The following is a 9,758-nucleotide window of genomic DNA, read 5'->3' as shown; positions in this document are numbered from 1 at the left end:
GCCAGGTCGCCAGGCTCGTCCTCGACCGCGTTAGACCACGCCGCGAAAGCTCCCGCCGTGTGGCGAGCGACGCGCGCCCACGTCTCGCGATCGTCGACCGGAACGCTGCGCAGACGGTCGCGCAGCTCGCCCAGCGAGGCGTTCATCTGCTCGAACATCTGCGGGTCTACCTCCGCCGCCTCACGCCCGGGCTGCACGACTCGACGGCCGCGGTAAGCGGCGTTCCACTCGGCCGCCGCGTCCGTCGCGCCGATCGGGGTATCGGGCCATTCGGCGCGCAGCCTCGGCAGCGTGAGGTCTCGCCCAAGGTGCCCGCCGCCGTACCAGATCGGCCGTTCGCCGGCCTCGGGTCGACGGGCCACGCTGTAGCCGGTGATGACGTCCTGGGTGCCCTCCGCAAACCGGGGCCGGACGATGAGGCCTGAGCGCCGCATGCGGCGAACGAACTCGCCTTCGCTCTCCGCTGCGGTGGCACACCCGCGCACCGTGCGCGCGAGTGCGTACCGGGGCTGGTCGGCGCTCTTCTCCGCGGCGATACGGGCCTGCCGGTCGATGGGAGTCAGCTGCTCCCACGACGGCATCGGCTCGTCGCTCTCACGGCGAGTCCGGTCGTACTTCCACTCGGCGCGCGAGCGTGCCTGTGCCTCCTGCTCGGCGGGGTCGTAGCCGCGCGTCGAGCGCTCGGCCGATGCGGACTCCAGCTCTTCCAGGCCGTACTTCTGCTCCAGTGCACGTGCGGCTTTCTGTGCACGGTGGAAGTCGTTGTGGACGCCCGCCTTCGTGCCGTCCTCACGCACGAGGTTGACCACGATGTGAATGTGGTCGTTGCCGTTCTGGCTCACGCCGTGACGGACCGCCGCCCAACGGGTCGGGGCCTTCGTCCCCTCGGCGTCGTCGAAGTCCATCAGCGTCACGAAGTCGCGCGCGATCGCGTTCCACTGATCGTCCGTCAGCATGCCCTCTTCGGCGCGCAGCGACAGCGAGCAGTGCCAGACGTGGCCGCCCGCGACCTCCGTACCAAAAGCCTGCTTGGTGCGGTCCAGGTGGCGCGCGATCGCCAGAGCGGAATCGCGTCCAAGCTCGGTGTCTGCGTGCCATGCCATGATCGCGTCATCGCCCGCGACGACGTGCGGCTCCGTGTGCTCGTTGTGGCGTCCTGCGCCAGCAAGGTACGTCAGCAATCCCGACATGCGATCGCCGCGCACGACGTTCGGCATCATGCGCGGACTCCGAGCTGATCCACTACCTCGTCGATCTGCTCCGCCGTGCGACGCACCGCGGCGATGGTGTGCCGCAGCTCGTCGCGCAACTCCACCGGCACAAACCCCTCAGCGTTGGTCGCGCGTGCGATCTGGTTCAGGTTGTTGCCGACGCTCGCGAGCGAGCGGTGCAGCCGGAACAGGTCTGCAAGCTGCTCACGCCGCGCCGTCGCCGTCTCGCCCGTCTCGGGTGCCATCGCGCACTCGTACAGGTAGCGCGGGATCGTCACGTTCTGCGCAAGCGCACGACGGTACAGCTCGCCCTCTTCCTCGGGCGACACCCATACCTCGTGCCGCTTCGTGCGTCCCCCGGGGACATTCGCACGACGTCGCCCCTTGGGCGTGCGGCGCTCCGGCGACTCGTTCGCCATAACAACACCGCCTTTCTGATGCCCAGCGCAGCGACCCCGAACGGGGACCACACGTCAAGTGTGCCGCATCCGCGACCCAGTGTCGAGGATCAAGCCCCAGTTACCCCGGGTAACTGTATAGCTTGCTCCGTCTGGAACTCCTCAGAGGCCGCCACCGACGACAGGAGGGGGTGAAAGCGGCTGCGCCGCTTCGGAGCCTCCCCGCGCTGCGCGCGCTCTGGTGTTTGACGGAACAGATACATACACTGTGGATATGGCTAAAACACTCTCCGTTGAAGAAGCAGAAGCACGCGCCAACCAACTCCAACAGGAGCGGTTGAGCGCTATTCGCGGCCTCGCGGAGGCGCGCCAGAACGTCGCAGACGTGCGCGCCGACGCGGAGCGACGCCGTGCCGAGCTGGAGCGCGAACTGGCCGCGCTCGTGAGCGACGCCGAACGCGATGATGTGCAGCGCTACAACGCCGCGCTGTCGGCCGGATGGACCGACGTCGAGCTGCGAAAGATCGGCTTCGATGAGCCGGACAAGAAGCAGCGGACACGCAAGCGAGCGGCGCGCAAACCGTCGTCCTCTCAGTCCGCTCCGGCGTCCGTCAGCGAGTCAGAAGGTGGCGGCTCCGACCTCGGATAATCCCGCGCATAACAGACCCCGTATCCGGCTCTCGGTGCGGGGTCTGTTGCGTTTCCCCGCGTTGCGGGGTTGCACTCCGTTCCAGGCCCGTCAAGGGCGCTGCGCGTCCCTTCGGGAGAGCCCTGCGGGGCTCCCCTTGACCGCCCCTCCACTGCGTGCAAGGCGGCAAGTGTTCGCCGAAAGCAGGCAGCTCGGCGCATGCGCCGAACTGCTCACTTTCGGACGACACAAACCAAGGGAGAGGACGTCACGATGAGCACTCTGGTTGCGTTCACGACGATCACGACGACGCTGCCGACGCTGGACGATTCACGAGGCAGTCTGCTTCGCAAGGTCGCGGAGCGCGATCAGCAACTCGCGGATCACGGACGCTACGGGTATCACCTGCTGAACACGGTGACGGTCACGGGAACGGAGTTCGTCACGGTGATCGACACGCTCTCGAAGGATGCCGATTGAGCGGCTAGGAGCGCTCCGGCCCGGGTGTCGATGAGCCGCGATCGGTGACTATCGGGCGCGCGGCTGCGGCGCGCTGCTGTGTGCGTGCCAGGGCAGTGTCGACGAGCGTGGCGCTGCGCGAGCTGCGGGACTTGTCGACCTCGACTGTCGCCTGCGCAGGACGCCCCTCGGCGTCTGCTGCGCGCGCCTCTTCGGCGGTCGTGCGGAACACGCGATATCGGCCGACTGCGGGGCACTGCTCGGCCAGCGCGCGTGCTGCGGCCTCCGGCTTCGACCGGTCCCCGGGGCCGTCGAACACGTCGCGCGCGTACTCGCTGGGAACCCACCGGCCGCCGAGCGAGTCACCGCCGTCTAGGGCGGTCGTGTAGGCGTGCTCCCAGCGGCCGCGGATGCGCTCTTCGGACAGCTCGTAGGGCACCTCGACGTCGATCACGCGGACGTCGTATCCGGCCTCGTTGAGGCGCTGCCCGAGTGCGAGGGCGTCGGCCTGGTTGCTGAGCACGGTGTCGATCACGATGTTGTCGCCCGCGGCGATCGCGTCGGCTCGCAAGCTCTTGGCGAGGTAGGACGATTCCTCGTGCACGAGGGATGCCAGCTCCAGCGGGTAGAACCTCTCCCCCTGCGCCTCACGCTCGCGAATGGCGTCAGGCATGAGCCACGTGTCGTAGCTCCCGTCCTGCTGCGCCTCGCGCAAAAGCGAGCGCTTGAACTCGTCCGCGTCGATCACGAGGTACTTCCCTCGATGCTCCCCGAGCACGTCGGCCAGCACAGTGCTCTTGCCGGCGCCGGGAGGGCCGGCAAGCACGATCGCGCGCCGCTGCTGCTCGACGTCGGGAGCGGCGTCGCGGGCCTCCTGGAGCAAGCGCGTGTGCAGCCGTCGACGTGAGGGCGTGACTTCACCGTCGATCCACCATGCGGGGTTGTTCGTCGTCGCTGTGGCCGCGTTGGGCGCGAGTGCCTGTCCAGGCTTGGACAGCTCGCGCACCGTGTCCATGTGGCGAGCGACTGCATCGGAAACCACGCGCTAGAGCCTCCGTGCGGTGCGGGGGTCGGCGGTCGTCGAGCTGCGGTCGACGACGCGGCCGTCCGTCCCATGCGTCAGGTGTTCCGCGCCGCCGTTGCGGGCGCGGACGTTGACTTCTCTTCCGTCCTTGCGACCGTGTACGTGGATCTCTCCCCCGCCCGACTTGGCGACCATCTCTCGAGCGCGGTCGACCGCGGCGGCCTTGGTGTTGGCGTGCTGCGCCGGGGCCGGCTCGATGCCGTGTCGGCGGTTGAACACTTCCTCGTAGACGTCATCCTCGATGAGCCCGCGGCGCGCGGCGTCGCTGACCTCTGACCACGTGCCGGCCGGGTCGACGATCAGAGAGTCATAGCCGTCCGTCTGTCCGCCCTTCACGTAGGGGAACCGTGTCAGCTCGTCGACGAGCTTCGCCCGGTCGATGAAGCCGGCGGCGTAGCGCTGGCAAATCTCGTAGGGCGTCGCGCCGGAGAATCCGTCGAGAGGCATCGGGACCTTGGCTGCGGTGCGGAGCGCGCTGAGCACGGACGGCTGCGCGATCCCGAGCCACTTGGCGATTTCTCGCTGGCTGTATCCGTGCTGGTCCAGGCGGCGCAGCTCGCGCCGGTAGTCCAGCTCGTCTATCTCCTTCCGGCGGCGCGCGAGCACTGCTGCACGTGCCTCGGCCGGAACCTCTGCGATCGTCATGGCGACCACCTCCTATAGACCATTCTATCAAGGGGTGATAGATAGCGCTATCGGCTGAGGGCTCGGCGCACGCTGGTAGCTCCGACTCCGAGCACGCGGGCGATGCTCTCCCAGCTCTGCTGCTCGGCTCGCATGCGCTCCGCCGTCGCGATCCGTTCGGGCGTCATGACGCTCGGGCGGCCGCCGACGCGGCCTTGGCTGCGGGCGTAGTCCAAACCGCGAGTCGTGTTCTCTCGGATCGTGTCGACGCGGAGCTGCGCGAACACGGCGACGATGCCGTAGAGGGCGCGGCCCATCGGTGTCGTGGTGTCGATCATCGGCTCGGTGAGGCTGACGATGTTCACCTGTCGGGCGTCGAGGTCCTGCAACGTCTCGATCAGGATGCGCTCACTGCCGGCGAGGCGGTCGAGCCGGCGCACTTTGAGGGTGTCCCCCGGCCGGAGGTAGTCGAGGCAGGCGAGCCACTGGGGGCGGTCTGCGACGCGGCTGGATTCGCCGCAGTCGACGAACACTCGTTCGCAGCCGGCGGCGCGCAGCTCGGCCTCCTGCGCGTCCGGGTTCTGCTCGCGCTTGGAGACTCGGGCGTAGCCGACTTCGTGTGCCATGCCGAAAACGGTACTGCCGATGTTCCGGCGCGATTCGGTTTCGGCAGGGGGTTTCGGCGGATCGTTTCTCGGCGTGTCGCGCACCTGGTCGTCGACGTCGACGAGGCCGCCGAAAACGATCGTTTGCGGCAGGGAAGGTCGGTACCGTACGATCGGTACGTGCATTTGTTGTTCCTCTGAAGGCTGAGTAAGGCCCACCGCGCTCGTTGAGTTTCTCCGAGCTTGCGGCGGCCGCTCGTTTCTGACCCTCGTGGGTCGCCGTCATCTGCGTACCCTTTGCGCTTCATCTGGAGTGCTCGGTGCGTCGTCTCGAAGGATTCGAATGCTCACCCTGACCAAACATCTACCGGCGCGCCAGCGCGCCCAACTCATCGCCTCCGACGTCTCAGTGATGCGCGGAGCGACCAGCGTCCTGAACCATGTCGACCTCACCGTTACTCCTGCGTCGCGGATAGCGATCGTCGGCGAGAACGGCCGCGGGAAGTCGACCCTGCTTCACGTCCTCGACGGCACACTGCTCCCTGATTCTGGAACCGTGCAGCGCACGGGAACTCTGGGCGTCGCGGAACAGGAGATGTCTGCGGACGACGACCGGACCGTGGGCCAGGCCGTAGCCGACGCGATCGCCGAACCGCTCGCCGCTATGGCGTCCCTCCACGAGGCGGCCCGTGCCATGTCGGCCGGGGACGTCGGCGCGGATGAGCGTTACGCTGCCGCGCTGGAGCACGCTGAATTACTTGATGCGTGGGATGCCGAACGGCGGGTGCAGATCGCGCTGGAAGCGCTCGACGCGGAGACCGACCAGGCCCGGCTGCTCGGTGACCTCTCCGTGGGACAGCGGTATCGAGTGCGTCTGGCGTGCTTGCTCGGTGCTGACGATGATTTCCTGCTGCTCGACGAGCCGACGAACCACCTCGACCGGTCCGGTCTCGAGTTCCTGAGCGCGCAGCTCCGCTCCCGTGCAGGCGGGGTCGTCGTCGTCACGCACGATCGGGCACTGCTCTCGGACGTCGCCGACACCATCGTCGACCTGGACCCGACCCCGGATGATCGAGTGCGGGTATATGGCAACGGGTACGCCGGATATCGCGAGGGCCGACAGGCCGAGCGGGAACGCTGGGAACAGGAGTACGACCGGCAACAAGCGGAGCATGCCCGCCTGCAGGACAGCCTCAGCTCTGCACAGAATCGGCTCGTCTCCGGGTGGCGTCCTGAGAAAGGGACTAACAAGCACGGCCGTGCGACCCGTGCCGGCGGGCTGGTCCAGAGCGTGCATCGACGTCAGGAACAGCTCGAAGCACACGCGGTGACGGTGCCCGAGCCACCACTGCAGTTCCGGTTCCCAGACCTGCCCACGAGGACCGGAGCAGTACTACTGAGCGTCGAGCAGGTGAGCGTGACCGGACGCTTGGCAGCTTCCGTATCGTTCTCGCTGTCGCATCGCGGACGCCTGGTGGTGACGGGCCCGAACGGTGCGGGCAAGTCGACCCTGCTGGGAGTGGTCGCGGGCGAGCTGCACCCGGACACCGGTGCGGTGCGGATGCCGCAGAGCGCTCGTCTCGGATTCCTTCGTCAGGAGACGGATCTGCCGCCGGGTCGCCGGGCGAGCGAGGTCTACGCCGCGCATGTTGACGCACTGGTATCTGCCGGAACCCTCCCGGCATCGGAAGCGGTCGGGCTGTCGCAGCTCGGCCTCCTGCGAGCTCGGCAATCGAGCAAGCGCATCGGTGAGCTGTCGATGGGACAACAACGCCGGCTCGACCTGGCACTGGTGCTCGCGGCCAAGCCTCACGTGCTTCTGCTCGACGAGCCGACCAACCACCTCTCCATCGCGCTCGTCGACGAACTCACCGATGCGCTTGGTGCCACACAAGCCGCCGTGGTTCTCTCCAGCCACGATCGCCAACTCCTGCGCGACGTCGCCGACTGGCCACAGCTGCATCTGAACTCGACGACGGAAAGTGAGGCGCTGGCATGAGCAAGAAGAACCCCAACGCGCTGCGCGCTCTGCTCCCGCTCGCCACTCGCGACTACCGGCTGCTGTTCGCGGCGGTCGGGATCGAGGTCTTCGGTACCGGCATGTGGACGATCGTCATGGTGTTCCAGGTGCTGGCACTCAACGACAGCCCCCTGGCGCTCTCCGCCGTCGCAACAGGCATGAGCCTCGGACTCTTCGCGTTCGCGATCCTCGGAGGGGTCGTCGCCGACCGGTTCTCTAAACGCCGCATCATCATCACGGTCCAGGGCTGCACCGCACTGGTCATGGCCGCTGTCGCCACGTTGTCGCTCACCGGCACGATCGAGCTATGGCATGTCGGCGTTGCCTCGTTCGCGATGGGCGCCGGCAGCGCGTTCTTCTACCCCGCCTACAGCGCGTACCTGCCGCAGGTGCTCCCGCCTGAACAGCTGCTCGCCGCCAACGGTCTCGAGGGCGCACTGCGCCCGTCGATGGGTCAGGGACTCGGCCCCGCGCTCGGCGGAGTCATCGTGGGTGCGTTCTTCCCCGCTATCGGCGCGGTGATCGTCGCCGCGTCCTACGCGATCGCTTTCATCATCGTGCTGTTCCTCAGCCAGCGGGAGGAGACGAACGAGACCGCATCAGCGACCGACCGGACCAACGTGTGGGATGACCTCAAAGCGGGGATCCGATATGTCGCGGGCACCCGCTGGTTGCTCTGGACGTTGATCTTCGGGTCGTCGCTCGCCCTCATCATCCAGGGGCCGATCGAAGTCCTGCTGCCGTTCCTGACGCGCGACCGGTTCGAGGATGCGGAAGCTACCTTCGGGATTCTCTTGGCGGCGTTCGGGATCGGTGGAGCGGTTGGGTCCCTCGTGGTGTCGTCGTTGAAGCTGCCGCGCCGGTATCTGACGTTCATGATCCTCTGCTGGGGCGGCGGAACCTTGCCCCTCGTTCTGCTGGGCATGGCCGATAGCCTCCCGCTCATGCTGGCCTCGCTGTTCGTCGTCGGCGCGGCAACCGGAGCGGGTGTCGTGATCTGGGGAACTCTCCTGCAACGACTTGTCCCGCTCAACATGATCGGTCGAGTCGCGAGTCTCGACTTCTTCGTCTCAATCGCGTTCATGCCCGTCTCGATCGCAATCGCCGGCCCGCTCTCACTGCTCGTGCCCGTGGAAGTCATCTTCATCGTCGCTGGGATCATTCCGCCCGTACTCGCTCTCCTCGCCCTCGCGGCAGGACGCATGCGGATCGTCGAGCTTCAGCACCCGCTCGATATATAGGGCAGGGGCTGAGCCTGGCATCGGGCCGGCCAGACTCAGCCCCTGTTACCCGCTATGCCGCCGCAATCGTCTGCCGTGACTCTCTTCCGGCGGGTGTTTCTGGCACGCCGCACAAACGAAGGGAAACGTACCCACCAGAAACGATCGTTTACGGCTGAGCCCGCAATCGAGTTGACGTACCATACGTATGGTAGGTATATTCGAACTGTGCCAACCAAAATCGAACTTCTCGATCACGCAGTTGAAGTCCTTCGCCGCGGCGATGCCCTCACCCTCGATGCAGTCGCTCGCGAGGCGGGGTTGACGAAGCCCGGGGTGGTCCACCATTTCGGCACGAAAGAAGTTCTCACTGTCGCAGTCGTGAACCGCATCATCGACCGCTGGGAAGCGGATCTGCATACTCGGGCCTCGACGGATGCCGAGCCGATCGACAAGCTGCGCGCGTACGTCGACTACGCACTCAACGGCGACTTCGACTCCAGCGATCTCGCCCTGCTCGCGGACGTGAACCTGCGCGAGCGGTTGTCTGCTCTGTGGGCGGAACGCCTCACCCCGTGGCTCGGCAGCAACATCGACACTGACCCGGCGAGCCGCGCATCACTTCGCGCCGCCCGCCTGCTGGCCGACGGCGCATGGTTCAACGCCGCGCTCGGCATCCCCACCGTCCGCGACGACGAACGATCCGTCCTACGCGCGATCGCCCTGCAACTCGTGAATGAAGGAGACCCCCAGTGACCAACAAAGCCAAAGGCTGGCTGTTCCTCATCGGCGCGATCGCCGCCGAGGTCACCGGCTCACTATCCCTCAAAGGTGCGCTCGACGCACCCGCCCTCTATGCACTCGTCGCAGCCGGCTACATCGGCGCGTTCGTGTTCCTCAGCCTCGTGCTTCGCACCGGCATGGCCCTCGGCGTCGCCTACGGCATTTGGGGAGCATCCGGGGTCGCGCTCACGGCGCTTCTCTCCCTCATCATCTTCGGCGAACCGCTCACGCTCTTGATGGGCATCGGCATCGTCGTCGTCATCGCCGGAGTGCTGTGCGTCGAACTCGGCGCACAGGCCGGTCACAAGAAGAAGGCAGAGGTCGCGTGATGGTCTGGCTGTTCCTCATCGGCGCAATCGTCTTCGAGGTCGTCGGCACGCTCTCCCTGCGTATGGCCGTCGACAAGAAGCGCTGGTATGTCGGCGTGGCTGTGGGCTACGTCCTCGCATTCACCATGCTCAGCCTCGCCCTCGCCGGCGGCATGGCACTCGGCGTCGCCTACGGCATCTGGGCCGCATCCGGCGTCGCACTCACCGCCATCCTCAGCAAGTTCCTCTTCAAAGAGCCCTTCACCTGGCTGATGGGCCTCGGCATCGTCCTCATCGTCGGCGGCGTTCTCTGCATTGAACTCGGAGCCGTCCACTAACCCGGCGAGGCGGACATCCCCACGTCTAGCGCGATGGACAGCGAAACCGTCTGCCGAAAGCAACTTGCGGGGAACCTTCG

12 protein-coding genes and 1 pseudogene are annotated in these 9,758 nt (G+C 66.8%); 8 read left to right on the top strand and 5 right to left on the bottom strand.

All coding sequences use genetic code 11. The features are described 5' to 3' along the window. On the bottom strand, positions 1-1,220 hold a 1,220-nt coding region (locus tag M4D53_RS16145), incomplete at its 3' end, for a relaxase/mobilization nuclease domain-containing protein (RefSeq protein ID WP_259955046.1). Further along, positions 1,217-1,630 (bottom strand): plasmid mobilization protein, encoded by a 414-nt coding sequence (locus M4D53_RS16140; RefSeq protein WP_371513885.1) that lies wholly within the window; start codon positions 1,628-1,630, stop codon positions 1,217-1,219. The genes M4D53_RS16140 and M4D53_RS16145, both read right to left, overlap by 4 nt. Positions 1,631-1,883: 253 nt before the next feature. Here M4D53_RS16140 and M4D53_RS16135 point away from each other — a divergent pair, with 253 nt between their 5' ends. Both M4D53_RS16135 and M4D53_RS16130 read left to right on the top strand, forming a co-directional pair. Further along, positions 1,884-2,258, top strand: a complete 375-nt coding sequence (locus M4D53_RS16135) for a hypothetical protein (RefSeq protein ID WP_259955042.1) — start codon at positions 1,884-1,886, stop codon at positions 2,256-2,258. A gap of 252 nt (positions 2,259-2,510) precedes the next feature. Beyond that, positions 2,511-2,717: a hypothetical protein gene (locus M4D53_RS16130; protein ID WP_259955041.1), complete on the top strand. Its 207-nt coding sequence runs from the start codon at positions 2,511-2,513 to the stop codon at positions 2,715-2,717. Between the two features lie 4 nt (positions 2,718-2,721). Here the strand turns inward: M4D53_RS16130 and M4D53_RS16125 are convergent, their stop codons facing one another. The 3 genes from M4D53_RS16125 to M4D53_RS16115 are packed head-to-tail and all read right to left on the bottom strand — an operon-like array spanning position 2,722 to position 5,030. Then, positions 2,722-3,738: a zeta toxin family protein gene (locus tag M4D53_RS16125; RefSeq protein ID WP_259955040.1), complete on the bottom strand. Its 1,017-nt coding sequence runs from the start codon at positions 3,736-3,738 to the stop codon at positions 2,722-2,724. A 3-nt stretch (positions 3,739-3,741) separates the two neighbouring features. Then, entirely contained in the window at positions 3,742-4,425 is a 684-nt protein-coding gene (locus M4D53_RS16120; RefSeq protein ID WP_259955039.1) for a DUF2188 domain-containing protein, read from the bottom strand. 47 nt (positions 4,426-4,472) lie between these two features. Further along, positions 4,473-5,030 carry a recombinase family protein gene (locus M4D53_RS16115; protein WP_259955038.1) on the bottom strand — a complete coding sequence of 186 codons (558 nt, stop codon included), beginning with the start codon at positions 5,028-5,030 and terminating at the stop codon, positions 4,473-4,475. 322 nt (positions 5,031-5,352) lie between these two features. Between M4D53_RS16115 and M4D53_RS16110 the strand changes: the two genes are divergently transcribed. The 6 genes and pseudogenes from M4D53_RS16110 to M4D53_RS16085 all read left to right on the top strand — a co-directional run bounded on the left by M4D53_RS16110 (position 5,353) and on the right by M4D53_RS16085 (position 9,678). Then, positions 5,353-7,008: an ABC-F family ATP-binding cassette domain-containing protein gene (locus M4D53_RS16110; protein ID WP_259955037.1), complete on the top strand. Its 1,656-nt coding sequence runs from the start codon at positions 5,353-5,355 to the stop codon at positions 7,006-7,008. Further along, positions 7,005-8,270, top strand: a complete 1,266-nt coding sequence (locus M4D53_RS16105; RefSeq protein ID WP_259955036.1) for an MFS transporter — start codon at positions 7,005-7,007, stop codon at positions 8,268-8,270. The genes M4D53_RS16110 and M4D53_RS16105 overlap by 4 nt, the downstream gene beginning before the upstream one ends. Before the next feature lie 54 nt (positions 8,271-8,324). Then, positions 8,325-8,615: pseudogene (locus M4D53_RS16100) on the top strand (helix-turn-helix domain-containing protein); the annotation flags it as partial. 15 nt (positions 8,616-8,630) lie between these two features. Further along, positions 8,631-9,005, top strand: a complete 375-nt coding sequence (locus tag M4D53_RS16095; RefSeq protein ID WP_227718921.1) for a TetR/AcrR family transcriptional regulator — start codon at positions 8,631-8,633, stop codon at positions 9,003-9,005. After that, positions 9,002-9,361, top strand: a complete 360-nt coding sequence (locus M4D53_RS16090) for a DMT family transporter (RefSeq protein ID WP_046746592.1) — start codon at positions 9,002-9,004, stop codon at positions 9,359-9,361. Before M4D53_RS16095 ends, M4D53_RS16090 begins: the two co-directional genes overlap by 4 nt. Beyond that, positions 9,361-9,678 carry a DMT family transporter gene (locus tag M4D53_RS16085; protein WP_088478642.1) on the top strand — a complete coding sequence of 106 codons (318 nt, stop codon included), beginning with the start codon at positions 9,361-9,363 and terminating at the stop codon, positions 9,676-9,678. The genes M4D53_RS16090 and M4D53_RS16085 overlap by 1 nt, the downstream gene beginning before the upstream one ends. Positions 9,679-9,758 lie beyond the last annotated feature (80 nt).

Source organism: Microbacterium meiriae, assembly GCF_025143875.1.
Lineage (GTDB): Bacteria > Actinomycetota > Actinomycetes > Actinomycetales > Microbacteriaceae > Microbacterium > Microbacterium meiriae.
The sequence above is the reverse complement of the archived record's forward strand: the minus strand, read 5'-3'. Positions and strand labels throughout refer to the sequence as shown.